Source organism: Bacillus cereus group sp. BfR-BA-01524, assembly GCF_022662595.1.
Classification (GTDB): Bacteria; Bacillota; Bacilli; order Bacillales; family Bacillaceae_G; genus Bacillus_A; species Bacillus_A thuringiensis_S.
Genome location: NZ_JAKUDW010000048.1, coordinates 16,045 through 40,379 on the forward strand (window position 1 = coordinate 16,045; position 24,335 = coordinate 40,379).

Consider the following 24,335-nt stretch of genomic DNA (forward strand, 5'->3'; position numbering starts at 1 on the left):
CTTTCAAAGAGGGATATTTTTTTGAGCTCATTTCCTGCACATTATGCTCATTTCCGTTATAATGAGAATCGATATCATTAAATTGTAGGAGGGGCTGCTTATGTCACAAGAAGCATTTGAAAATAAATTATTTACCAATTTAGAAGCTGTTATTGACCCTGAACTAGGTGTTGATATCGTTAATCTTGGATTAGTGTATGATGTTACAGCAGATGAAAATAATAATGCTGTCATTACGATGACTATGACTTCTATCGGTTGTCCAATGGCTGGGCAAATCGTATCAGACGTTAAAAAAGTATTATCAACGAACGTACCTGAAGTTAATGAAATAGAAGTAAATGTCGTTTGGAACCCACCGTGGTCGAAAGAACGTATGTCACGTATGGCGAAAATCGCATTAGGTATTCGCGACTAGCGGGATAAAGAAAAAAAACCTGACACTTTAGTCAGGTTTTTTCTCTTATTATTTTACGCCTACTGCATCATAAGCTTTCGTTACAGCTTGTACAGCTTTAGAGTTTTTACCATATAAATCTTCAGCTGACTGAAGAGCAGCTTGACGCATCATTTTGAAGTCAGAGTTTGCAGTTAAATATTTCGTAAGAGCGCGGTAGTAAATTTTTTCTGTCGCTTCACGGCCCACTCCAGTTACTTTCACGCCGTAATGATCTCCGCCTTCAGATACTAAATAAGCAGCTTTATTATTAATACTACTGTTAATATGAACGCCGCCATTATCAGCTGTTCCAGTATAACGTTTATTATAGTGATCTGGGTAACCTTCACCTGGTTTTAATGGGTTTGGAATAGACGCTGGATCTTTTAATGAACGAAGTGCATCGCCTGGTTTACCAGGTGTATAAATGTCAGCACCTAAATCCCAGCTCTTCTTCTCAACCATAACACCCATAATATCAGATAACGATTCATTTAACGCCCCTGACTCATTTTTATAAACAAGGTTTGCTGTATGTTCAGTTACAGCATGCGTTAATTCGTGACCGATAACATCAAGTCCAGCAGATAATGGAATGAATGTTTTTCCATCGCCATCACCATACATCATTTGTACACCATTCCAAGCCGCGTTATTCCAGCTCTCCCCTACGTGAACAGTAGAAATAAGCTTCGCACCTTTATCATCGAAAGAGTTACGATTAAATGTCTTTTTGTAGTAATCATATACTTTTCCTGCATTTACATGCGCATCAACTGCAGCTTTATCCTCGAAGAACTTAGATTTACTTTCAACTTCTTCTCCTGTATATCCAAGAATTTGTGAGAATAAATTAAACCAGTTCTCGTCCATATTCTCTGCATCAAATGTATGGATACCTTGTCCTCGTTTACCATCAAACAAGTTGAATTGTCCTGTTTTCGTATCTTGAGCAATTTCAAATGATTGTCTAGCTCCTAATACTCCGTAACCAAATCCAGTAATGTTATCTACAGCGTTATATTTCTCAATAACATTTCCACTCGTTGCATCAACAAAATAATGCCAATACCCTGGAGCTGGTTTTGAAATCGATGCCTTAACTAAGTATGCAAGGTAGTAATTACCGTCCTTTTCATATACAAATAAATCTTTTTTCACACCGTCATAACTCTTTACTTTACCAATTTCTTTCTCAATATCTGCCTTTGCAATTGTTTCTGCTTGTTCCGCAGTAATACTTGCAGCTGCAGGAATATTTTTATCATCTAAATTCGGAATAACTTGTCCGAAGAATGCTTTTACATTATTTTCTTTATCAAGTGTAACAGTTTGATCAGAACCGTACACAGGAATGTTATTATGTTTCTCAACTAGCTTCACATGTGTCGTATCAGATTCAGCGTCTTTTTCTTCCCCAACGATATTAAAATGCTTTTCAATATTTCCTGCTAATTTAAACATATCTTTCTTACTCTCTAAGTATTGAAAGACCGTCTCTTTTTTATCTAGTCCTTCCGGTGCTTTCCATTCTTCACCTATGTATGCAGGTGTTTTAAATTCTTGATGATATTGAATTTTTTGTTCTTCCGCTTTCGTTGTCGTTGCCCCAAACGCTCCAAATCCCCCGGCGATAACAGTTAACGCTAATGCTGATGAAATGACTTGCTTTTTCACTATAACATTCCCCATTCCCATAAAGATTTTTGACACTTTTATAAAATTCTGATTTTTTCAGCCGATACCTCCACCGAAAATTTGAGAAACATTTTTCAGACAATTCCAATCAAAAAAGAGGACACCCTATTGGATATCCTCTTTTTTACATATTTTATTGTTTTTTCAATTCAATTGCTAAATAATGAGATTGCTCTTTTGCTTCAATATGAATATCTTCTTCTACCGCTTCTGCTGCATCACGCATAACAAGATTTTCACCATTGATTACACTGCTTCCTTCAATTTGTACAAGGTACAATTGACGGCCTTCTTTCACTGGAAAATGAATTTCTTTTCTAGCCTCTAATGATAAGGAGTATAAATTCGCATCTTGGTGAATTTGAATTGGTGCATTTCCTTCTACTGAAGATACCATATGAAACCATTCATTTTCGCGCTTGCTCCAATCAAATTTAAACTCACCATAGTTTGGTTTATGATCCGCACGGTCTGGTAAAATCCAAATTTGTAATAAACGCAGCGTTTCATCGCCTAAATTATGCTCGCTATGAAATACACCCGTGCCAGCACTCATATATTGAACATGTCCACGCTCAATCGTTCCGCGATTTCCCATGCTGTCTTCGTGTGTTAAAGCACCATCTACAACGTAAGAAATAATCTCCATATCACGGTGCGGATGCATATCAAAACCAGTTTGTGCTGCTACTAGATCATCATTAATAACACGTAACGCTCCGAAGTTCATGTTATTTGGGTTATAGTAATTAGCAAAAGAAAAATGAAAATGTGTATTTAACCAGCCATGATTTGCTCTGCCCATATTTTTATGATCAACTTTTCTAAACATATCCTTCACCTCATACTATCTCGAATTCGAGATTTATTTTAAAATTTCTTCTTACTGTAACTTTTTTAGTAATGTTAATAATTGCTTTTGTTCCTCTATATTTAAATTATGAAACTTCTCTGCTTGGAACGTTTCTTGAGGTGGGACGATTTCCTCATATAAAGCTCTTCCCTTTTCTGTTAAAGAAATATATTTCGTAGTACCCTCTTGTTCACGCGAAATCCACTCAAGCTGCTCCATTTTATTTAAAAGCTGCGTTACATTTCCTTTCGTAACAAATAGCTTATTTCCAAGTTCTTGCTGCGTTAAACGATCATGTCCTCCAACTTGAGCTAACACATCAAACTGGGCGGCAGATACATTCCATTTCTTCAAATGCTGATTCGTCTCACGAATACTCTTATTATAAAAACGTGATAAACGAAACCATAATAGTAGCCCTAATCTATCTCCTGTTTTCATTTCATCACCTCGCTCGTTTTATACCATTAGTTTAGAACTAAACTTTATAAAAGTCAAATACTTATTTTTAATAAGCACAAAGAAAGCACAGCGCTATTTCTCCACTATGCTTTACATTAACTTTCTATTCTTATATTCATCCAATTTCCTCTCCGCGAACTTCCTCGCATCTTTTTCAATCCACCGCTCTTCGTACCGTTCACTTCCCACATACAATATATCTCTCTTATGCTGCATCGCATGGCGAAATTCATGCAGTAGCGTTTTGAGAACTTGTTCATACTCTTCCCACATACAAACGAAAATTAATTGCTTTTCTTTATGATAAAAACCACCTACTGGAAATAAGAACTCTTCTTCCTCTTCCCCTAATGATAGAAGCACATCGTTTGCATCACACGTATCACAAAAAATAACGGGCGTTTTACATGCTTCAATAAGAGAAAACAAATCCTCTCTCAGCTTTTTGACATCCCAAGGAAGCTCCGAATCCAACACATACCAATTCTCTACCTGTTGATATACATTTTGAAACTGGAGTTCCATTTTTCTATAATCCCCTTTCCAAGCACCCTTTTTCTATATGTATGCCACAATATGGTAAATATTAAACGTATTCTTTCATCCTTGAAAAAATACCAATAAAAAAGGAACCTATGTCGACATAGATTCCTTTTCCGTAATCACTTTTTTTTCATCACTTTTTTTAATACAAAATAACCAATTGCACAAACAATAGCAGCAAGTGCAAAGTATTTCATATATGGCCCCGCAACTTTATTAATGCTTTCCCACTCTGTTCCTAATTTAAAACCTAAATATACAAACACAATCGACCACGGAATAACAGCTAATGTAGTTAGCGTAATAAACTTAGCATGTGACATTTTCGCAATACCCGCTGGTATCGAAATAGCATGACGCACAACCGGAATAAAACGTGCAGTAAAGATAACGCCAGTTCCATAACGATTAAACCAATCTTCAGCATAATCAATATGTTTCTTCTGAATTAAAATATATTTTCCATATCGTTCAAGAACAGGTCTTCCTCCATATCGACCAATCCAATAAATGAATAGTTGTGCGATTACACCACCAATTGTACCGAACGCGACAGCGCCCCAAAATGTAATGCTTCCTGTTGATACTAAATAACCTGCATAAGACAATACGATTTCACTTGGAATAACCTCTAGCATTAATCCCAGCATAATTCCCCAATAACCAAGTCCTTCTAAAAAAACTAAAACTGAATGAATCAACTCTCCTAGCATCATTTACCTCTCTTTACTGTTTTCATTGCAAAAATAAAAGTACAAGCAGGAAATATCTTGTACTTTTATTTTTTAAAATTTAGTTAGTCTTCGTATCCCACTTAAAGATTTTATTTAAGAATTTATATACATTCTTCGACTCTTTTGTCAGAAGTGGGCCTAAAATGGATAGTATAAGCACGTATAGTGCTGAGAATGGTTTTAAGACTGACATTAAACCACCGGCGATACCGATATTAGCCATAATGATGGAGAACTCTCCTCTTGAAACGATTGTTAATCCGATATTTGTTGATGCTTTATGAGATAATCCAGCTTGTCTTCCTGCAATCATTCCCGCTACAAAGTTACCGATTATCGTAAGAAGGACAGCACCTAACGTTAACCATATCGCTCCGCCTAATGAGAACGGATCAATACTTAACCCGAAGCTGAAGAAGAAAATAGCTCCGAAAAAGTCTCTAAATGGAACAACAAGATGTTCAATTCGGTCACTATGCTCCGTCTCAGAGAAAACTAATCCTAGAAGAAGTGCTCCAATTGCTTCTGCAACGTGAATTGTTTCTGAAAAACCAGCAATGAAGAATAAAGAAGCAAATACTACAATAATAAAGATTTCATCTGAGCTAATATTGAGCAATTTATTTAATAACGGTGTAGCCTTTCTAGCTACTATAAAGAATAGAAGCATATATCCTAAAGCAATTCCAATTGAAGTAAGGGCACCTAAGAAGGAAGCATGATCCCCAAGTACTAAACCAGAAACAACTGATAAATATACAGCAAGGAATATATCTTCAAACATAATAATTCCTAAAATTAATTCGGTTTCATTATTACCAGTTCTTCTTAAGTCCACTAACACTTTAGCAACGATAGCGCTAGAAGAAATCGTAATAATACCCGCAATAATTAAGATTTCTAGTAATGGGAATCCCATTATAAATCCGTATAACAAACCAAGTGAAAAGTTAATTAAAATATAAATCGTTCCGCCAATCGCAATAGAGCGTCCAGATTTAATTAGTTTTTTCATTGAAAATTCTAATCCTAGATAGAATAGAAGGAATAGAACCCCAATCCGTCCAAGGAAGGAAATTACACTTGCACTTTCAATAAATTTGAGATCGATAACACCTATTGTCGGTGCATGCGGTCCCACTAACATTCCAAGAACGATTAGAAAAGGAATTACTGAGAATTTAAATTTCCCTGCAATTACCGCTGCAATTGCCACTAAAACTAAAGCTGTACCAACTTCAAAAATTAACGTATCCATCTAGTCAGTCCCCCCTATTTGAAAGTAATTCATTAATGATTTTTTTAATTTCTTCTCTCTCACCTGAAACTACAAGCATATCTCCTTCTTCAATTACTGTTTCTGGTCCTGGATTAAATAGCTTCTTCATGTTCTTCTTCATAACTGCGATGATCGTTACGCTATATGTTTTTCTTATTTCAAGATCGCCAATTGTTTTTCCGATTGCTGGAGCTGAATTCTCCACTTTAAACCACTCAATCGCTAAACCTTCAAAAACCATCTCAACATTTTCTAACGCCCTAGGCTTATATACCATTCCACCTAATATTGCTGCGATTTGTCTTGCCTCTGAGTCACGTAGTGAAATACTTGAGATGCTTTCTTCATGGTCTGAATCAAAATGATACATTTCTCTACGTCCATCATCATGAATGACAATTACCATCTTTTCGTTACCTTTCGTAACGATTTGAAACTTATAACCAATACCCGGAAGTTCACTTTCTCTAATATTCATTTTTAGCTCCTCCACAACTTTTTTTATTTTAATTTTCTGTTTTTCTGTCTTTTATTCATGCAATCAACTTTAGAAATTCTAACCACTCAGGATATTTGTGGTTTGGAAATCTTTTATTGTAATAATAAGTGGCCCCTAAAAAGATACTTAAAGATGTAATGATAAAAAATATATTGCTTCTCATTTTCAAACTCTCAAGGCTTACTTTCAATAAAGATTCTTCTCTCAAATTATCCCCACTTTCTCGCTTTAAATTTAGTTTTTTAAAATGTAAATAATTCTAAAAATATTATGATGTAACATAATCATAACACAAAAATGATTTAAGTAACATAACTTTTTAGAAAAATTGATTCTCGTATATTTTTTGCATATAATTTTCTTATTACGAAAAAAAGGAAGTGTATTATATGGTTGATATCTTTAGCAGATTCCTTGAGGTAACGAATAATATTTTATGGTCATATATTCTTATTGCAATGCTAATCGGCTTCGGTCTTTATTTTTCTTTTAAATTAAAATTTGTCCAAATTACTCAATTCAGTGAGATGGTCAGTTTAATTAGTAAAGGATTCAATCGAAAAGAAAAGAAGAAAGATAGCATCTCTCCATTCCAAGCATTTTGCTTAAGTGCAGCAGCACGTATCGGTATCGGGAACTTAGCCGGTGTAGCACTAGCAATTTCAATGGGTGGACCTGGCGCAATATTTTGGATGTGGTTTATCGCGATTATCGGAGCAGCTACTAGTTTTGTAGAATGTACGCTTGCGCAAATCTATAAAGTAAAAGATGGAAGCAGGTTCCGTGGTGGCCCAGCATACTACATGGAAAAAGGGTTAAACAAACGCTGGATGGGTGTCTGGTTTTCACTTCTTATTACAGTTACGTACGGATTAATTTTCAATTCAGTTCAAGCCAATACAGTAACAATAGCGTTTGAAAATGCTTTTGGTCTAGAGCGAACGATCGTAGGAGCTCTATTAGCTGTATTAGTTGCAGTTATTATTTTTGGTGGTATTAAAAGTATTTCACGTATTACCGAAATGATTGTTCCTCCAATGGCAATCGTTTATATCGGTGTGGCTGTTTTTGTTGTTATAAAAAACTTCAATATGTTACCAAGCATTTTCATGGAAATATTTAATGGTGCATTCGGATTAGATCAAGCCATCGCTGGTGGTATTGGTGCAGCAATCAAATACGGAATTCAGCGCGGTTTATTTGCGACAGAAGCAGGTATGGGTAGCTCTCCTAATGCCGCTGCAACTTCAGATGTATCTCACCCCGCTAAACAAGGATTCGTTCAAGCATTAGGTGTTTTCGTAGATACATTCTTAGTATGTACATCAACAGCATTTATCGTATTATGTTCTGGACTTTACAAAGGATCGAATTTAGAAGGTATCGAATTAACACAAAACGCATTAAGTTCACAAATCGGACCGTGGGCAAGCACTTTCTTAGCGATTATTATTTTCCTATTCGCTTTCAGTTCTCTACTAGGAAACTACTATTATGGTGAAACAAATATTGCATTCATTAAAGAAAGTAAAACATGGTTAATGATTTATCGTGTTGCAGTTGTCGGAATGGTATTCTTCGGATCAATCGCTGCTCTTAAAACAGTTTGGAGTTTAGCTGATTTATTCATGGGACTAATGGTATTCACAAACTTAATTGCCATCTCATTCCTTAGCAAATTTGCTTACGCTGCATTAGTAGACTATTTGAAGCAGAAGAAACAAGGAAAAGATCCTGTCTTCGTTGCAAACTCTATCCCTGGCTTAAAGAATACAGAGTGCTGGGATGGACAGGATGTAGAAGAAAAACAAAAAGCTGTTTAACAAATAAAAGCGGAAGCGGCTCGTTCAGAATCGCAGGACACTTCAAGCTCTCGACCTTGAAGCGCTTTTTGCTTCGAGCGAGAGAGCGAAATGACCGGAGATTCTAGTCACCGGAGCTGGATATCATTTAAAGTACAAGCGGCTCGTTTAGAACAAGAGCCATATCTCAAACAAAGGCCCTATTACTTCACCGTAATAGGGCCTTTTATTTACAACAGTTCATAATTTGTTCAAATTAATTCCAGCAAAAGGGTTGATTTATAGAGATTACTAGATTATAATAATTATAAATTAGTAATTGATATCACATAACAACTCAAAAGGAGATTGATCATAATGAACAAACAAGTAATCGAAGTATTAAACAAACAAGTAGCAAACTGGAGCGTTTTATTCACAAAACTTCACAACTTCCATTGGTACGTAAAAGGACCTCAATTCTTCACATTACACGAGAAATTCGAAGAACTTTACACAGAATCAGCTACTCACATCGATGAAATTGCAGAACGTATTTTAGCAATTGGCGGCAAACCAGTAGCAACAATGAAAGAATACTTAGAACTATCTTCTATTCAAGAAGCAGCATACGGAGAAACTGCAGAAGGGATGGTCGAAGCAATCATGAAAGACTACGAAATGATGCTAGTCGAACTGAAAAAAGGCATGGAAATCGCTCAAGACTCTGACGACGAAATGACATCTGACCTACTACTAGGCATCTACACAGAACTAGAAAAACACGCTTGGATGCTACGTGCGTTCTTGAATCAATAATAGACTTTAAAGCGGAAGCGGCTCGTTTAGAGTCGCTTTTTTATGTAATGGTCGCACTTAACGGTACACGAAATTATATCAACGATTTTTCAAACATATCGATCATAACTCGCAATATATCAACGATTTTTTCATTATATCGATCATTACCCGCAATATATCAACGATTTGACAAAGGATATCAATTTGCCGACAAATCACGACAATATCAGCGCCCCTCTCCCCTACTTTTATCAATATATTACAATCTCATCTATGTTAAAATATAGGAAACACCCTTTAGTATCATAGATCCAAAAAGCTTTTCCAAATTCATCATTTACTACTTAAATGACGGGAGTGGTTCAGTTGAAAGACTACTTAATTAGAGCATTTTTTGCGTTAATAACAGTTGGGGTTCTCTTACTTATAGCTAATATTTTCAATATACGTGTCGAGGTTAAAGACTATGCTTTCCTCGTTGTCGTAGCAATTGGTGGCGGATGGGGTGGCTGGTACCTGTATAAAAAACAAAATAAAAATAACAATAAAGGCATTCCGAAATAATATGGAATGCCTTTATTCTATATTACATAATTAAACTTAAACCAATAATAAAAGTAGTCCCCAAAAAATATTATAAAAACCCATATTCTATGGTAAATAAAAAGAATTCATTTTGAATATAGAAACAGTCCAAAATCTTGCATAACAGAGGTATAACCCATTTGCCGCAACATTGTGGCTATATTCCCACGGTGATATGCTCCGTGGGTGACGACGTGTAGTATTGTTTCAGAAACCGTCGTATCTAGGTGCCCAGCATATGGATTATCAACCTCAACCACTTTTTCATAATCTTGTTGACTACTTAAAAGTACTTTATATCGTTTAGATAATTCATAAAAACTAGTTTTCATTTCCTCAATATTTTTTGTTTCCAGCTGCTCTCTCAATTGGTCTGTGTTTACCATTGCATCACTCATGCTTTTACCAGAAATAATCTCAAACCAGGCTAAATCTGTGAGGTATATGTGAGACATTACTTTTGCCACCGAAGAAAAACCACTCTTAACTTCCTTATGGAAAATGTCTTGCGGTAGTTCTTTTAAGCGATTTAAAATAACTTCATTTGCCCATAAGTGGTAATTATACATTTTTAATACAGAACGCCCCATGCTCATCTCTCCTCCAATTTTCACTTTAATGATTAGATTATGATACATAGCTGATTAAAAATTTCCAAAGGATTACATCTATAAAATTTATTCTGATTTCGATTAAAAAAACCTCTACTAACTTCATAAAAACATTCGGTATCTTCCAAAATCTGACCCTTTAACGGAACAATTATATATCACTCAATAATTCCTTACTCACCCTTTATTTAGATGTTCTTTTTTAATTCATCAAAACATCTCTCCATCTACTTCCCCTCTTCAAACGCTTCCACATCTCACTATCAATATATTGAACCAAATTAAAAACACATGCTTTTTTAAAATAAACTTACATGTGTTTCCAAAGACATCTATAAAAAACAAAGCAATCAAAATGATAAAGGCATTCCAAAGTAATATGGAATGCCTCTTTTATTGCCTTCTGTAATAAATAATGAAATTCAGACCACTAATACAACCAATCGCAATAAACATACAAAACGATTGTGGATCTCCACCTAGATTATACTCATCAACGATAAAACCAATCATAAAAAGCGTTATCGCCGAAACACCGATACACAATATCGAAATAAACCAAAGCGAAAATTCATTAATTAGCTCTTTCTTCTGTGTTGAAACAATTAGCATAACAAGAATAGACGCTGCTAAAATACTTTTAAAAACCGGACGTAAATACACAAACTCCTCCATCTATTTCTCCTTTCCCAAAAACATTACATCTAAACATTAACATATTTAACCAAATTAAAAACACATGCCTTTTTCAATTAAAACGACATGTGTTTCCGTATTTGCTATGATAGTTGCTTCCACTTCGTTCCCAAAACAGGACGCTCATAATTTTGGATTGCATGAATTAGTTTATCTGCCGTCTCAGCTGAAACAATCAATTCTTTATTTGATGGATTCATAAATCCTTCTTCTGCTGCACGTTCAACCATTTGCAGAATTGGTCCATAAAAACCTTTTATGTTTAATAAACCAACCGGCTTATTGTGTATACCAATTTGTGACCAACATACAACTTCAAATAGTTCTTCAAACGTTCCGTATCCGCCTGGAAGCGCAATAAAAGCATCTGCAAGCTCTGCCATTTTCGCTTTACGTTCGTGCATTGTTTCTACTTCAATTAATTCTGTTAATCCTGTATGCACAATTTCTCCTCGGAATAGACCGCGCGGCATAACACCTGTTACACGTCCACCTAAACGAAGAACTTCGTTTGCTACTTCTCCCATTAATCCAACGCATGAACCACCGTATACGAGCTCATAGTCGTTCTCAACAAACATTTTACCTAACTGAATTGCCTGCTCTTTAAACTCTGGTCTCTCCCCTAAATTAGAACCTGCAAACACACAAATCTTTCTCATTCCTACACCCCGAAACTATATATTGTTATGATACAATTGACATTGTACAACATATTGAGGAGATGAGGAAGAAATGGATATCGTTGCATTCCAAAGATGGGTTGAGGAATTTTACGAAAAACGAAGCTGGTCACAGTATAATGCCTTTATTCGCTTAAATTTCTTAACTGAGGAAGTTGGGGAAGTTTCACGAGTCGTTCGCGCTATTGAAATCGGCCGTGATCGCCCTGATGAAGATGCGAAAACAGAAGAAGAGCTAAAACAAGAACTAAAAGAAGAACTTGGCGATGTACTATCTAACCTTATTATTCTTTCGCAAAAATATGATTTAGATTTACAAGACATTATGGACGCACACGTCACAAAGCTTTCGAAAAGATTCGAAGCATCTAAATGAGAATATTATCAATTATGGTATAATATTCTTGTCACAATACTAAGGGGGATTTTATGTTATCAAAAAAATTGCACGACGCATTAAATGAACAAATGAACTTTGAATTTTACTCTGCCCATGCTTATATGGCAATGGCTGCTTACTGTACAGCTGAGAGCTATGATGGATTCGCTAACTTTTTCCTTGTACAAGCTGAAGAAGAACGTTTCCACGCAATGAAGCTTTACAACTATATTAATGACCGCGGAGAGCGCGCTATTATTACTGGATTTGATAATCCGAATAACGAATACGAATCTGTATTAAACGCTTTTGAAGTCGCACTTGAGCACGAGCGTGAAGTAACGAAACGTATTTACAACTTATCTGATATCGCTTGGGATGAGCGTGAACATGCAACAATTACATTTTTAAAATGGTTCGTCGATGAGCAAGTAGAAGAAGAAGCTTCATTCGATAGCATCATCCAAAAACTAAAACGTATTACAAGCGATTCAAACGCACTGTTTATGCTAGATGCTGAATTAGAGAAACGTACATTTACGCCTCCAACTGAGTAATATTTCAATCACCTTAATACATGTATTAAGGTGATTTTTTTGTTTGCTCTCTATCTTAAAATCACCTTAAATTTCCTCATATTTGACATAGTGCCAGATATAAAATGGTATTATTTTCAATATAAAAACGAATATACGAGGAGAGGAAAAATGAATCAACGTGTAGAATCTGTTGATGCAATTCGTGGTTTCGCTTTGTTTGGCATTTTACTAGTCAATATGACATTAATTCAATTTGGGTTCTTCACCAGTGAAAAACCCACTTATCTATTTGGCGATCTTGATAAAGGTGCTAATTGGTTTATTCAATTTTTCGGCACACATAACTTTATATCCCTATTTTCTTTTCTATTTGGACTTAGCATTATTTTGTTACAAAAAAGTATTATCGCAAAAGGAAAAAAATTCTTCCCCACATACATAAGACGTATTATCATTCTTTTACTACTCGGCTACATTCATGGCACTTTTGTTTGGGAGGGAGATATTTTATTTGCATACGGAATAATCGGGATTTTTTTAATGATATTCATCAATCGAAAACCGAAAACTTTGCTCATTTGGGCGATTATTCTACTCGCACTTATTACACTTATGTCTTATCAAACTGATCCATCTACAAATATAAATGATTTCGCACCTTATACTGAAAAAGAACATAAAGTCCATCAAACTGGAAGCTATATGGATCACGTCAACTTTAGATTGACTGAAAATCCTTTTGATTACATGGGAATTGACGGTGCATTCGGATTATTTTTTATATCAGTTTTCGCAATAATTTTTATGTCTCCACTGTTCCTACTCGGAATGTATGTAGGGAAAAAAGGCTGGCTATTTGAGGTCAGTAAACATATACCTGCTGTCAAAAAAATATGGTTTGCCACCGGTCTCTTCTCTTTTACAATTAAAATCTTAGCTATGTTCGTAAAGCACCCGCTTTTAATTATGTTACAAGATGGCCTTACACCAGTAACTATGACCTTCTTTTACGGAAGCACAATCATTTTATTATTCCATTACAAAAAAGCAACCCGTCTACTAACATACATGGCGAACATGGGGAAAATGTCCGTTAGTAATTACTTAGCACAATCTATTATCGCAACAACCATTTTTTACGCATATGGATTTGGCTTATACGGGAAAATCGGATATTTCTTCGGTATTCTTTTAACCATCGGAATTTATACAATTCAATTATTCGTTAGCACCTATTGGCTCCAGAAATACCGAATGGGGCCAGTGGAATATGTGTGGAGACTGGGAACTTATTTAGAGAAACCACGTTTTAAAAGAAACTTGGATAAAGCAAGTTAAACAAAAAAAGCAATGAGCCTACGCTCATTGCTTTTCTTAATTTATTAAAGCATAACCCCAACGATAATCGCTGATAATATACTTACTAACGTTGCACCGTATACAAGTTTTAAACCGAATGATGAGACAACGTTTGCTTGTTTGCCATCAATACTCTTCGTTGCACCTGCGATAATTCCGATAGATGAGAAGTTCGCAAATGATACAAGGAAGATAGATAAAATACCTACTGTACGAGCTGATAAATCGCCAGCTACTTTTCCAAGGTCAAGCATTGCAACGAATTCGTTCGTTACTAATTTTGTTGCCATAATTTGTCCTGCTTGTAACATCTCTGATGTTGGAATACCCATTACGAATGCTAATGGTGAGAAGATATATCCTAAAATGCTTTGGAATGTGATTCCGAAAATTGAATCGAATACACCATTAATTGCTGTAATTAATGCTACGAAACCGATTAACATCGCCGCTACTGTTACAGCGATAGAGAAACCAAGCATAATATATTCGCCTAACATTTCAAAGAATGTTTGTTTCTTGTCTTCTTGTAATTCTAAAATATCGTCTTCTTCTTTTACTTCATATGGATTAATGATATGAACGATAATGAATCCACTGAATAAGTTTAATACAAGTGCTGTTACTACATATTTTGGATCAATCATTTTCATATAAGAACCGACGATTGACATCGATACTGTAGACATTGAAGATGCACAAAGTGTGTATAAACGATTTTTCGGTAATTTGCTTAGTTGATCTTTTACTGTAATGAATACTTCCCCTTGACCAACGATTGCAGCTGCTACCGCATTATATGATTCTAGTTTTCCTAAACCGTTAACTTTACTTAATAAGAAACCGACTGCACGAATGATAATCGGTAAAACTTTAATATGTTGCAGGATCCCGATTAATACTGCTAAGAAAATAATCGGTAATAATACTGTTAAGAAGAATGGTGCTTGTCCATCGTTTGCTAGACCACCAAATACGAAATTAACCCCAGCTTCCGCAAATTTTAAAATAGAACCAAATCCATCTGCGATTCCTTTTACTAATACAAATCCGACCTTTGTATTTAGTAAGAAATACGCAAGTACCAATTGAATGACAAGCATAAGTGCAATTGGTTTATATTTAATCTTCTTACGATCTGAACTGATAAGGAAACCTAGTACAAACACTACAAGTAAACCGACTAGAAACATTACTATTTTCATATGTGAATCCCCCACTTCTCCCACGAATTGTTGGTCGTATAACGTATAACGAATGACGTCTGACCATTGTTGTTAAAAAAATTTAAAACCCCTAAAACTATTCAACTGTCATCTAAAATCAGTAAGCGTTTACATAAATTACAATTTATAAAAGGTAGCTTCTTCTCTCCTACCATACTTGAAAGTCTGAAATTGATACCACCTACAAATCAAATTGTAAGCGTTATCTAGGTGAAATGCAATATAAATTTTAAAAGATTTTTATATGTTAATATATTCCTAATTAATTGGTTTTTTCATGCAAATTTACCATAAAAAAATAGCCCTAGCTATGAGCTAGAGCCATCCTTTTTTATAACATAACACCAACGATAATCGCTGATAGAATACTTACTAATGTCGCACCGTACACAAGGCGTAGACCGAATGATGATACAACATTTGATTGGTTTTCATCGATACCTTTCGTTGCACCTGCGATAATTCCGATAGATGAGAAGTTCGCAAATGATACAAGGAATACAGAAAGAATACCAACTGTACGAGCCGATAAATCACCAGCTACTTTTCCAAGATCAAGCATCGCAACAAACTCGTTTGATACTAATTTTGTTGCCATAATTTGTCCCGCTGTTACCATCTCCGCTTGCGGGATACCCATTACGAATGCTAATGGTGAGAAAATATATCCTAAAATAGCTTGGAATGTAATACCGAACATTGAATCAAACAAGCTATTGATTGCTGTAATTAATGCTACGAAACCAAGTAACATAGCTGCTACTGTAATCGCGATTGTGAAACCAAGCATAATGTACTCGCTTAGCATTTCAAAGAATGATTGTTTTTTCTTATTTTCTAATTTCAGTGTATCTTCTTCTTCTGTAATATCGTACGGGTTAATAATATGAATGATAATGAAACCACTAAATAAATTTAATACAAGTGCTGTTACTACATATTTCGGTTCAATCATTTTCATATAAGAACCAACAATTGACATCGACACTGTAGACATTGAAGATGCACATAATGTATATAAACGATGTTTTGGGATTTTACTTAATTGATCTTTTACTGTAATAAATACTTCTGCTTGTCCAACAATGGCAGCTGCTACTGCGTTATATGATTCTAGTTTTCCTAGACCATTTACTTTACTTAACAACGTACCAATAGAACGAATAAATATCGGTAAAATTTTAAAGTGTTGCAGAATTCCGATTAAAACCGCAAAGAATACGATTGGTAATAACGCTGTTAAGAAGAATGAAACCTCTCCTTTATTAACAAGACCACCAAATACGAAAATGATTCCAGCTTCCGCATATCCAAGAAGTGCGCCAAATCCATCTGAAATTCCTTTTACTAAAATATAACCAACTTGTGTATTTAATAAGAAATAAGATAATACTAGCTGAATAATAAGCATAATTGCGATTGGTTTATACTTAATCTTCTTTCGATCGGCACTTATAAGAAAACCGAGTACAAATACAACGAGTAATCCTACAAGGAACATAACAAACTTCATTAATAAAATCCTCCATTTAACTCTTCATTAACGTTGAACGTCTGACCATTCGAAACAAGAAATAATCCGAACTTTCCATTTCTCCTCCAAAATCTTCAATCGGATAGGAAAGATCATAAAACCTCTTATTTCAAAGGCATTTTCCATTCTAACATAAATCACAACTCATATCCGCACTTTTCTTAAAAAAATACATTTTATTATGAAACATTCATGAATGTTCGTCTTTTTCATTATAAAGCGAAACTTTAATGAGCAGAAGTTTCACTTCATACAAATAGCTGAACCAACAAAAAATGAGCATCAAGTTTCACTCGATGCTCACCTCATTATACCGCTTTTTCTTTATCAGCTACCGCTGGCTTATCCCAACACTCTGTATTGTTCAAACCTGGAATAGACTCCGCATAAAAGACTGGATCTTTCCCTTGTTTCTTTTGCTTAATATAATCTGATAACGCTGCGAAAGCGTACTTAGAAAGGAATACAATTGCTACTAAGTTAATAACAGCCATAATTCCCATAAATAAATCTGCTAAATCCCAAACGATTTGAATTGTCGCTACAGACCCTAGCATAACCATACCAAGTACAGCAATGCGGTATGCATTTAATAACACTTTACTTCCATTTAAGAACTCAATATTTGTTTCACCATAGTAGTAGTTACCTACTAATGAACTGAATGCAAACAAGAAGATTGCCACTGCCACAAATATAGAAGCCCATGGACCGATATGTTGACTTAACGCCTGCTGCGTTAATTGAATTCCATTTAAATCAGCTGCATTATGCACGTCTGATAAAAGAATGATAAATGCTGTACAACTACAAATTAATAATGTATCTGTAAATACCCCTAAAGTTTGAATGAAACCTTGTTTAACTGGGTGCGTTACGTTCGCAGTCGCTGCTGCGTTTGGCGCACTACCCATACCTGCTTCATTTGAGAATAATCCACGTTTTACCCCTAATAAAATCGCAGCTCCTAATCCTCCGCCTACTACTTCTTTAATTCCGAAAGCATGTAAGAAAATTTCTTTAAATACATATGGAATTGCCGTAATGTTTGTTACAACAACGAATAATGCCACTGCTACATAAATAATTGCCATTACTGGAACAATCATTTCAACCGCGCGAGCAATTCGTTTTACTCCGCCGAAAATAATAATTGCAAGTAAACCAGCCATAACAAGACCTACTAATCTGCTATCTGTTTTAAATGCACCATCAAAGGCAGCTGCTACAGTATTAGACTGTACAGCGTTAAAAATCAATCCGAAACTTACTGTTATTAGAACAGAGAACACAACACCTAACCAGCGTTTCTTTAAACCCTTTTCCATATAATACGCTGGGCCCCCACGGAATGCATTCCCATCTTTTACTTTATAAATTTGCGCTAATGTGCTCTCTACAAATGCAGAAGCACCCCCAATTACCGCGATTAACCACATCCAAAATACTGCTCCTGGACCACCTGCTGAGATCGCAATAGCTACACCAGCTAAGTTACCAGTACCTACACGAGAAGCTGTACTCATACAAAACGCTTGGAATGATGATACACCGCTCTTCTCTTTTTGCGCTTTTCTCGTTTTCGAGCTTGCCCCATCCCCAAGCAAACGAATCATTTCACCGAAGTAACGAACTTGGACAAATTTCACACGAAATGAAAAATAGAGTCCTAACCCAATTAACATCGCAATAATGACATATGACCAAAGGACATTATTTACATCCCCAATTACCTTAGTTAAAAAATCCATATTTGCATTGCCCCCTCTTCCTAACAATAAGAAAATTATATTCTAAAAACTTTAAGTAATCAAGAACTTTATGTTAGGTTTTGTGACATGAGTATGTCACTTACATTAACATACGTGTTTTTTTACATAAAAATCTAGCCATTACATGCATTTATCCCGCATTAACGGGCAGTAAGACCCCCACCTCAAAATTCAACTAATAATCAATCACTTATCCTCTTCGACCAGTCATACTTTTAAAACAGTACATTCCCCACAAATAACGAGAGAGAAATAAACAAAAAAGTTATATTAATAATTACCTCTCATCCTTTTCATCATTTACTACAACAAAAAAGGCGAGCATCGAATTTACCTCGATGCTCGCCTTTTCAATTACACTGCTTTTTCTTTATCTGTTACCGCTGACTTATCCCAACACTCTGTATTCGTTAAACCAGGAATAGAATCTGCACTGAAGACTGGATCTTTCCCTTGTTTCTTTTGCCTTACATAGTCTGCCAATGCAGCATACGCAAATCGACCAAGAAGTGTAATCGCAATTAAGTTCGTGATTACCATTAGACCCATAAATAAGTCTGCCATATTCCATACAACTTGAAGCGTCGCAACAGAACCGAATAATACCATTCCAACTACCGCAATACGGTAAATCGTTAACCACGTTTTGCTTTGCTTAATGAATTCAATATTTGTTTCACCATAATAGTAGTTTCCTAGAAGTGAACTAAATGCAAATAAGAAAATAATAATCGCTAAGAAACTGCTCGCCCATGGGCCAATTTGTGAACTTAATGCATTTTGTGTTAATTCAATACCTTCTAAATTCGTTGCTTTATATGCACCAGAACATAGTACGATAAATGCTGTCGATGTACATACTAAGAATGTATCTACTAATACTCCAATCGTTTGAATAAAACCTTGTTTTGCTGGATGCGTTACATCAGCTGTTGCTGCCGCGTTCGGCGCACTACCCATACCTGCTTCGTTCGCAAATAATCCGCGCTGAATACCATATTTCATCGCAGCACCGATACCGCCACCTACAGCTGAATCTAATCCGAATGCACCTTTAAAGATTTCCGTAAACACATCTGGTATTAAATAGAAGTTTTTAATAACAACAAAAATAGCTACCGCAATATAAATAAGCGCCATTGGCGGAACAATCATTTCCGACATACGTGCAATACTTTTTACACCACCAAAAATAATAACCCCAACTAATGCAGCTAATACAATACCAACAATATAACGCTCTAAGCCAAATGCATTTTCAAACGCTAATGTTACTGTATTTGCTTGTACTGAGTTGAAAATTAAACCGTAACTAATTGTAATCAGAATAGAGAACCAAATCCCCATCCAACGTTTATTTAAACCTTTTTCCATATAGTAAGCAGGACCACCACGGAAGCCACTGCCATCTTTTATTTTATAAATTTGTGCAAGCGTACTTTCTACGAAACTTGAAGACGCACCGATAATCGCAATAACCCACATCCAAAATACAGCTCCGGGTCCTCCCATAGAAATAGCTAACGCTACACCAGCTAAGTTCCCGATACCAATACGAGCTGCAGAACTCATACAGAACGCTTGGAACGATGATACGCTGCCCTTTTTACGTGTCTTGCCAGTTAGTCCATCACTCATTAAACGAATCATTTCCCCTAAATGAGTAAGTTGTACGAATTTTAATTTAATAGAAAAATAAAGCCCTAAACCAATTAACATTGCAATAAGAATATATGACCAAAGAATCGTATTCGTCGACGAAACGAATTGTTCCAAAATATTCATACAATTAACCCCTCCTTTTCTCCATAAATCGAATTATATTCAAAAAATATTCAAAAATCAACATTTTTCGACAGTTTGCGACTTCCAAATATTAGGCCCCTTCCAATGGATGCATTGTTCTTTTGTGATTTTACTTTCACAAGCTGTGCATACTAAACAAAAAATAATTTCATAAACAACACCATTGACAAAAATACATAACTGTAACTATAATGGTTACAACAGGTTGTAACAAACCTAATTACAATACATTCATTCATTTTCAGATATACACTTTAACAAAACACTTTGGAGGGATTTATTATGAAAATTGGAATTATCGGAGCAACTGGTAAAGCTGGAAGTCGTATTTTAAAAGAGGCATTAGATCGCGGACATGAAGTAACTGCAATCGTAAGAAATGCTGCAAAAATTACAGAAGAAAACGTAAAAGTTTTAGAGAAAGATGTATTTTCTCTTACATCTAACGATCTACAAGCATTCGATGTAGTTGTAAATGCATTCGGTGCTCCAGCAGGACAAGAACACCTTCACGTAGATGCAGGAAACGTACTTATTGAAGCTGTGAAAGGTGCACCAAATACAAAATTACTTATAGTTGGCGGAGCAGGAAGCTTATTTGTAGACGAAGAAAAAACAACACGTGTATTTGATACACCAGGTTTCCCGGGCGAATACCTTGCAACAGCTCAAAACCAAGGTAAAAACTTAGAACTCTTGCAACAAACAAATGATATCACTTGGACATTCATTAGCCCTTCTGCACTATTTGCATTAGGAAAACGCACTGGTTCTTACAAAGCTGGCAAAGACAATCTTCTTGTTAACTCAAAAGGTGATAGCTACGTAAGTTACGAAGACTTCGCAGTTGCAACACTTGATGAAATCGAAAACCCAAAACATGTAAACGAACGCTTCACAGTAGTTTCTGAAGCTGAATAATAAGAAAAAGCTCGTAAAACATTATGTTTTACGAGCTTTTTCTTATTATTGCACTTGCTCTAATCCATTTCGAGTAATCTTAAAGGATATTTCTTGCCCCTTCATCGCATCCTCTTTTTTAACTAACTCATTCTTTTTGTACCAATTCAACCGACTCGGTTCCGCATGGTATACTTTCAGCACATCTCCATACTCAAATGCCGTTCCATTTACTTGCCCAGCAAAATTCTTTGAAGTCTCTTGTCCTTCTGCCGTTACATGCTTTTTCTCATTTCCATTTTGATCATAAATCGTAAGGCCTATATACTGCTCATTTACAAAGCGATAATGAATCTCATCATTTGTAAATGTTGCATGTAATTTCTTTTCAGCGTAGTTTAACGTAATAATTGAACGTGTTACATTCGACACACCTTGATATACTATGCTATCTCCATATGTAACTTCCACAGATACTTCTGTCACTTTCTTATTCCCAAAGCGATCTTTCGTTTCTACTTTGGCTTTTTGTTCACCGATTTTTGTTGTATCCGGTTTTTCTACAAATGCGAGTACTTCTCCATCTTTCACTTGAACAAAGTCTTTCGCATCTAATTTTTCAGCGTCCGTTCCGATTACTACTTTTTGTGGGACTGCTGTTACTTCTTGCTGCGCTTCCATTCTCTCGAAACCGTTTTCCGTTACTTTAAAGTACAACTCTTGTTTCCCTTTACCATTACTTACAAACTCATTCTTTTGATACCACTTCAATCGATCTGATTCTGCGTGATATACCTTAATAACATCACCATATGCGAAGTCTACACCATTTAACTGTTCTGCAAAGTTTTTCGAACTCTCTTGCCCTTCTGCCGAAATAACTTTCTTTTCATTTCCATTTCGATCATATAGCGTGATTCCCATATATTTTTCATTCTCAAAACGATAATGAACTTTAGCATCCGTAAATGTTGCCTGTAGCTTTTTCGTATTATGATCCGCAGTTACGATAGAACGCGTATTATTACCATCACCTTGGAAGACTAAGCTATCGCCATAAATTACTTCCAATGGCACTTCCGTCACTTTCTTATTTCCAAAACGATCTTTCGTTTCTATTTTCACTTTTTGTTCACCGATTTTTGTTGTATCCGGTTTTTCTACAAATCCAACTACTTCTCCATCCTTCACTTGAACAAAGTTTTTTACATCTAATTTTTCAGCGTCTGTTCCGATTACTACTTTTTGTGGGACTGCTGTCACTTCTTGTTGAGCTTCCATTCTTTCGAAACCATGCTCTGTCACTTTAAAGATTACTTCATGAACACCGTACTCTGTATTCACTAGTTCATTCTTGTTATACACTTTAAATCTATCAAACTCTTTTTGGTATACCTTTACCATATCCCCATATTCAAACGCCATTCCGTTGAATTGTTCTGCAAATCCTTTTGTATTCTCAGATGCTTTTACTGATAGAGCTTTCTTCTCTTTTCCATCTTTATCGTATACAGTCATCCCCATATACTTCTCATCTGCAAATGACGTATGCATTGGACTTTCTGAATCTGTTGTACTGAATTTCTTTTCTTCATGTTTTAACGTGACAACTGACTTAATATTACTTTCATCATCCCATGTACCGAAGAACATAATGCTGTCTCCGTAAATGACTTCTAACGGTACTTCCGTCACTTTCTTGTGCCCAAAACGATCTTTCGTTTCTACTTTTACTTTTTGTTCACCGATTTTTGTTGTATTCGGTTTTTCTACAAATCCAACCACTTCTCCATCTTTCACTTGAACAAAGTTTTTTGCATCTAATTTTGCAACATCAGTTCCGATTGTCACTTTTTGTGGAATTACTGTTACTGTTTGCTCAGATTCCAATCTTTCAAATCCGTTTTCAGTAATTTTGAAAAGCAGTTCCTTTATCTCTTTATTTTTCCCTTCTCCCCCATATACACCTTTTTGATACCAATGTAAGCGAGAAGATTCTGCATGATACACTTTCAACACATCTCCATACTCAAATGCTAATCCATTTACTTCTTTGGCAAAAGCTTTTGTATTCTCCAAGCCTTTTACCTCTATATTTTTCTTCTCTTTTCCCTCTTTATTGTACATTGTGAATTCAAAATACTTCTCATCTCCAAAGTAATCATGGATCAAATGACTCGTATCTGTCGCACTCATTTTCTTTGTATCATGATGTAACGTTATAATTGATTTCATATCGTCAGTGCCATAGCTTAATCCGTATACAAGTAGGCTATCTCCATACGTTACTGTTAGAGGTACTTCCGTCACTTTCTTATTCCCAAAACGATCTTTCGTTTCTACTTTTACTTTTTGTTCACCGATTTTTATTGTATCTGGTTTTTCTACAAATCCGAGCACTTCTCCATCTTTCACCTGAACAAAGTCTTTCGCTTCTAATTTTTCAGCGTCTGTTCCGATTATTACTTTTTGCGGTACTGCTGTTACTTCTTGCTGGGCTTCCATTCTCTCAAAGCCCTTTTCTGTTACTTTAAATAATAATTCTTTCTCTACCTTCGCCTTACCTTGTCCGATAAAGTCATTATTTTGATACCAATTAAAGCGATCTGATTCTGCATGATATACTTTAACAACATCACCGTACTCGAATTCTAGCCCATTAATTGCATTCGCAAATTCTTTTGCCTTTTCAATACCTTTTACAGTTACTTTCTTTTTCTCAATCCCATTTTGATTTAGTAATGTAAATTCAAAATACGTCTCTTCTTTAAAATAGTGGTGCACTTGATTTAAATCAGCTGTCGCACTAAATTTTTTCTCATTATGTTGCAATGTTACAATTGATTTAATATCTGTATTATATTTAAGCCCTTTAAATACTAAACTGTCTCCATATGTCACTTCTAATGGAACTTCCGTCACTTTCTTATTTCCAAAACGATCTTTCGTTTCCACTTTTACTTTTTGTTCACCGATTTTCATTGTATTCGGTTTTTCTACAAAACCAATTACTTCTCCACCTTTTACTTGAACAAAGTTTTTCACTTCTAATTTTTCAGCGTCTGCCCCGATTACCACTTTTTGTGGTACTGCTTCTACTTCCTGTATACCGTCTATTAGTTCATATCCTTGTGGAGTAATCTTAAAGAACTTTTC

At 35.5% G+C, this 24,335-nt stretch carries 23 protein-coding genes; 8 read left to right on the plus strand and 15 right to left on the minus strand.

All coding sequences use genetic code 11. The features are described from left to right. Window positions 1-100 precede the first annotated feature (100 nt). Complete coding sequence (locus tag MR170_RS17790; protein WP_000076420.1) at window positions 101-418, plus strand: metal-sulfur cluster assembly factor; 318 nt, start codon at window positions 101-103, stop codon at window positions 416-418. A gap of 48 nt (window positions 419-466) precedes the next feature. Here MR170_RS17790 and nprB read toward each other — a convergent pair whose 3' ends face one another. From nprB to MR170_RS17825, 7 genes are all read right to left on the minus strand, one after another. Beyond that, a complete protein-coding gene (gene nprB / locus MR170_RS17795) occupies window positions 467-2,116 on the minus strand; it encodes a neutral protease NprB (protein WP_242308801.1) in 1,650 nt (549 codons plus the stop codon). Between the two features lie 154 nt (window positions 2,117-2,270). Next, the gene (locus MR170_RS17800; protein ID WP_242308803.1) at window positions 2,271-2,969 is read right to left on the minus strand and encodes a pirin family protein; all 699 of its coding nucleotides are present in this window, start codon (window positions 2,967-2,969) and stop codon (window positions 2,271-2,273) included. A gap of 51 nt (window positions 2,970-3,020) precedes the next feature. Continuing rightward, complete coding sequence (locus MR170_RS17805) at window positions 3,021-3,431, minus strand: MarR family winged helix-turn-helix transcriptional regulator (protein WP_016079803.1); 411 nt, start codon at window positions 3,429-3,431, stop codon at window positions 3,021-3,023. Window positions 3,432-3,542: 111 nt separating this feature from the next. After that, the gene (locus MR170_RS17810; protein WP_043935782.1) at window positions 3,543-3,977 is read right to left on the minus strand and encodes a DUF3920 family protein; all 435 of its coding nucleotides are present in this window, start codon (window positions 3,975-3,977) and stop codon (window positions 3,543-3,545) included. A gap of 137 nt (window positions 3,978-4,114) precedes the next feature. Further along, window positions 4,115-4,708 carry an undecaprenyl phosphate transporter UptA gene (uptA, locus tag MR170_RS17815; protein WP_242308805.1) on the minus strand — a complete coding sequence of 198 codons (594 nt, stop codon included), beginning with the start codon at window positions 4,706-4,708 and terminating at the stop codon, window positions 4,115-4,117. 79 nt (window positions 4,709-4,787) lie between these two features. After that, a complete protein-coding gene (locus MR170_RS17820) occupies window positions 4,788-5,987 on the minus strand; it encodes a cation:proton antiporter (RefSeq protein ID WP_000380223.1) in 1,200 nt (399 codons plus the stop codon). 4 nt (window positions 5,988-5,991) lie between these two features. After that, the gene (locus tag MR170_RS17825; RefSeq protein ID WP_016079800.1) at window positions 5,992-6,486 is read right to left on the minus strand and encodes a cation:proton antiporter regulatory subunit; all 495 of its coding nucleotides are present in this window, start codon (window positions 6,484-6,486) and stop codon (window positions 5,992-5,994) included. A 410-nt stretch (window positions 6,487-6,896) separates the two neighbouring features. Between MR170_RS17825 and MR170_RS17830 the strand changes: the two genes are divergently transcribed. From MR170_RS17830 to MR170_RS17840, 3 genes are all read left to right on the plus strand, one after another. Further along, window positions 6,897-8,330, plus strand: coding sequence for an alanine/glycine:cation symporter family protein (locus MR170_RS17830; protein WP_016079799.1), 1,434 nt, complete (start codon window positions 6,897-6,899; stop codon window positions 8,328-8,330). A gap of 336 nt (window positions 8,331-8,666) precedes the next feature. Beyond that, window positions 8,667-9,107 carry a Dps family protein gene (locus tag MR170_RS17835; protein WP_016079798.1) on the plus strand — a complete coding sequence of 147 codons (441 nt, stop codon included), beginning with the start codon at window positions 8,667-8,669 and terminating at the stop codon, window positions 9,105-9,107. Window positions 9,108-9,455: 348 nt separating this feature from the next. Beyond that, complete coding sequence (locus MR170_RS17840) at window positions 9,456-9,653, plus strand: hypothetical protein (RefSeq protein ID WP_016079797.1); 198 nt, start codon at window positions 9,456-9,458, stop codon at window positions 9,651-9,653. Between the two features lie 107 nt (window positions 9,654-9,760). On the opposite strand, the gene MR170_RS17845 is transcribed toward MR170_RS17840, so the two are convergent. From MR170_RS17845 to MR170_RS17855, 3 genes are all read right to left on the minus strand, one after another. After that, window positions 9,761-10,264 carry a DinB family protein gene (locus MR170_RS17845; protein ID WP_242308807.1) on the minus strand — a complete coding sequence of 168 codons (504 nt, stop codon included), beginning with the start codon at window positions 10,262-10,264 and terminating at the stop codon, window positions 9,761-9,763. A 414-nt stretch (window positions 10,265-10,678) separates the two neighbouring features. Beyond that, the gene (locus tag MR170_RS17850) at window positions 10,679-10,960 is read right to left on the minus strand and encodes a hypothetical protein (RefSeq protein ID WP_016079795.1); all 282 of its coding nucleotides are present in this window, start codon (window positions 10,958-10,960) and stop codon (window positions 10,679-10,681) included. A gap of 104 nt (window positions 10,961-11,064) precedes the next feature. After that, window positions 11,065-11,643, minus strand: coding sequence for an LOG family protein (locus tag MR170_RS17855; RefSeq protein ID WP_001225751.1), 579 nt, complete (start codon window positions 11,641-11,643; stop codon window positions 11,065-11,067). Window positions 11,644-11,716: 73 nt separating this feature from the next. Between MR170_RS17855 and MR170_RS17860 the strand changes: the two genes are divergently transcribed. The 3 genes from MR170_RS17860 to MR170_RS17870 all read left to right on the plus strand — a co-directional run bounded on the left by MR170_RS17860 (window position 11,717) and on the right by MR170_RS17870 (window position 13,920). Next, on the plus strand, window positions 11,717-12,040 hold the full coding sequence (locus MR170_RS17860) for a MazG nucleotide pyrophosphohydrolase domain-containing protein (protein WP_000355746.1): 324 nt from the start codon (window positions 11,717-11,719) through the stop codon (window positions 12,038-12,040). A 53-nt stretch (window positions 12,041-12,093) separates the two neighbouring features. Then, window positions 12,094-12,600 (plus strand): ferritin, encoded by a 507-nt coding sequence (locus MR170_RS17865; protein WP_029443553.1) that lies wholly within the window; start codon window positions 12,094-12,096, stop codon window positions 12,598-12,600. 150 nt (window positions 12,601-12,750) lie between these two features. Next, window positions 12,751-13,920 carry a DUF418 domain-containing protein gene (locus MR170_RS17870; protein WP_242308809.1) on the plus strand — a complete coding sequence of 390 codons (1,170 nt, stop codon included), beginning with the start codon at window positions 12,751-12,753 and terminating at the stop codon, window positions 13,918-13,920. 44 nt (window positions 13,921-13,964) lie between these two features. Here MR170_RS17870 and MR170_RS17875 read toward each other — a convergent pair whose 3' ends face one another. The 4 genes from MR170_RS17875 to MR170_RS17890 all read right to left on the minus strand — a co-directional run bounded on the left by MR170_RS17875 (window position 13,965) and on the right by MR170_RS17890 (window position 20,258). Then, on the minus strand, window positions 13,965-15,146 hold the full coding sequence (locus MR170_RS17875; protein WP_000706853.1) for a NupC/NupG family nucleoside CNT transporter: 1,182 nt from the start codon (window positions 15,144-15,146) through the stop codon (window positions 13,965-13,967). A gap of 352 nt (window positions 15,147-15,498) precedes the next feature. After that, a complete protein-coding gene (locus MR170_RS17880) occupies window positions 15,499-16,680 on the minus strand; it encodes a NupC/NupG family nucleoside CNT transporter (protein ID WP_242308811.1) in 1,182 nt (393 codons plus the stop codon). A gap of 329 nt (window positions 16,681-17,009) precedes the next feature. Then, complete coding sequence (locus tag MR170_RS17885) at window positions 17,010-18,452, minus strand: alanine/glycine:cation symporter family protein (protein WP_016079793.1); 1,443 nt, start codon at window positions 18,450-18,452, stop codon at window positions 17,010-17,012. Window positions 18,453-18,827: 375 nt separating this feature from the next. Continuing rightward, window positions 18,828-20,258, minus strand: a complete 1,431-nt coding sequence (locus MR170_RS17890) for an alanine/glycine:cation symporter family protein (protein WP_016079792.1) — start codon at window positions 20,256-20,258, stop codon at window positions 18,828-18,830. 303 nt (window positions 20,259-20,561) lie between these two features. Here MR170_RS17890 and MR170_RS17895 point away from each other — a divergent pair, with 303 nt between their 5' ends. After that, window positions 20,562-21,200 carry an NAD(P)-dependent oxidoreductase gene (locus MR170_RS17895; RefSeq protein WP_242308813.1) on the plus strand — a complete coding sequence of 213 codons (639 nt, stop codon included), beginning with the start codon at window positions 20,562-20,564 and terminating at the stop codon, window positions 21,198-21,200. A gap of 45 nt (window positions 21,201-21,245) precedes the next feature. Here the strand turns inward: MR170_RS17895 and MR170_RS17900 are convergent. Beyond that, the coding region (locus MR170_RS17900) for a putative mucin/carbohydrate-binding domain-containing protein (RefSeq protein WP_276575622.1) at window positions 21,246-24,335 on the minus strand (3,090 nt) is incomplete at its 5' end.

Coding starts and splice junctions, on each gene's coding strand:
- MR170_RS17835 (WP_016079798.1), top strand. CDS start 8,667: ATGAACAAACAAGTAATCGAAGTATTAAACAAACAAGTAGCAAACTGG.
- MR170_RS17880 (WP_242308811.1), bottom strand. CDS start 16,680: ATGAAGTTTGTTATGTTCCTTGTAGGATTACTCGTTGTATTTGTACTC.
- MR170_RS17890 (WP_016079792.1), bottom strand. CDS start 20,258: ATGAATATTTTGGAACAATTCGTTTCGTCGACGAATACGATTCTTTGG.
- MR170_RS17790 (WP_000076420.1), top strand. CDS start 101: ATGTCACAAGAAGCATTTGAAAATAAATTATTTACCAATTTAGAAGCT.
- MR170_RS17885 (WP_016079793.1), bottom strand. CDS start 18,452: ATGGATTTTTTAACTAAGGTAATTGGGGATGTAAATAATGTCCTTTGG.
- MR170_RS17865 (WP_029443553.1), top strand. CDS start 12,094: ATGTTATCAAAAAAATTGCACGACGCATTAAATGAACAAATGAACTTT.
- MR170_RS17860 (WP_000355746.1), top strand. CDS start 11,717: ATGGATATCGTTGCATTCCAAAGATGGGTTGAGGAATTTTACGAAAAA.
- MR170_RS17800 (WP_242308803.1), bottom strand. CDS start 2,969: ATGTTTAGAAAAGTTGATCATAAAAATATGGGCAGAGCAAATCATGGC.
- MR170_RS17855 (WP_001225751.1), bottom strand. CDS start 11,643: ATGAGAAAGATTTGTGTGTTTGCAGGTTCTAATTTAGGGGAGAGACCA.
- MR170_RS17825 (WP_016079800.1), bottom strand. CDS start 6,486: ATGAATATTAGAGAAAGTGAACTTCCGGGTATTGGTTATAAGTTTCAA.
- MR170_RS17875 (WP_000706853.1), bottom strand. CDS start 15,146: ATGAAAATAGTAATGTTTCTAGTCGGTTTACTTGTAGTGTTTGTACTA.
- uptA (WP_242308805.1), bottom strand. CDS start 4,708: ATGCTAGGAGAGTTGATTCATTCAGTTTTAGTTTTTTTAGAAGGACTT.
- MR170_RS17810 (WP_043935782.1), bottom strand. CDS start 3,977: ATGGAACTCCAGTTTCAAAATGTATATCAACAGGTAGAGAATTGGTAT.
- MR170_RS17805 (WP_016079803.1), bottom strand. CDS start 3,431: ATGAAAACAGGAGATAGATTAGGGCTACTATTATGGTTTCGTTTATCA.
- MR170_RS17845 (WP_242308807.1), bottom strand. CDS start 10,264: ATGGGGCGTTCTGTATTAAAAATGTATAATTACCACTTATGGGCAAAT.
- MR170_RS17895 (WP_242308813.1), top strand. CDS start 20,562: ATGAAAATTGGAATTATCGGAGCAACTGGTAAAGCTGGAAGTCGTATT.
- MR170_RS17850 (WP_016079795.1), bottom strand. CDS start 10,960: ATGGAGGAGTTTGTGTATTTACGTCCGGTTTTTAAAAGTATTTTAGCA.
- MR170_RS17820 (WP_000380223.1), bottom strand. CDS start 5,987: ATGGATACGTTAATTTTTGAAGTTGGTACAGCTTTAGTTTTAGTGGCA.
- MR170_RS17830 (WP_016079799.1), top strand. CDS start 6,897: ATGGTTGATATCTTTAGCAGATTCCTTGAGGTAACGAATAATATTTTA.
- MR170_RS17870 (WP_242308809.1), top strand. CDS start 12,751: ATGAATCAACGTGTAGAATCTGTTGATGCAATTCGTGGTTTCGCTTTG.